The organism is Chromobacterium sp. FG89, assembly GCF_057808735.1.
In genome coordinates this window covers 1-632 of record NZ_JBMDIQ010000075.1, presented here as the reverse complement: position 1 = coordinate 632, position 632 = coordinate 1, and the positions used below count along the sequence as shown (strand labels likewise).

1 protein-coding gene is annotated in these 632 nt (G+C 66.3%); it reads left to right on the top strand.

Going from position 1 to position 632, the window contains the following annotated elements:
- Window positions 1–632 (top strand): hypothetical protein (locus ACODRW_RS24295; protein WP_488906921.1); only part of this gene is annotated, 632 nt, incomplete at both ends.

The following is a 632-nucleotide window of genomic DNA, read 5'->3' as shown; positions in this document are numbered from 1 at the left end:
GACGTGTTCGGCAATCTGCGTGTCAGCGTCGACGAAATCGGCCGCCGCAGCGATTACCGCTACAACGCCAACAACCAGCTGATCCGTCAGGACCGCGCTGTGCGCGCCGACGGCCGCCGCGGCTACGACGAATACGACTACGACAGCGCCGGCCAGCGCATCGCCCACCGCAGCACCAGCGACGGCAAGGACAGCCTGGCCGACACCACCCAGTACGACAGCCTGGGCCGGGTGCTGGCCACCGTCAGCGCCGCCGGGCGCCGGGTGAGCTACCGCTACCAGTGGGACGCCGCCATCGCCGGCGCCGGCGGCATCGTCGTCGGCGGCTGGCGCAGCGTCAAGACCGACGCCAACGGCCGCAGCCAGACCGACGACGTCAGCCTGTTCGGCCATAAGGTGGCCCATGTCGACCTGGGCAACCATCGCTTCAGCTACCGCTACAACCACGCCGGCCAGGTGGCCGAACAAAGCGGCAGCACCGGCCAGCGCATCACTTACCAGTACTACGGCAACGGCTATCTGAAGAGCCTGTCCGACCACGCGCTGGACAGCTACACCCTGTACGAGTACGACAACGACGGCAATAAGACCTTTGAAGGCTATACCAGCCTCAACAACCAGAGCCGCGAGTT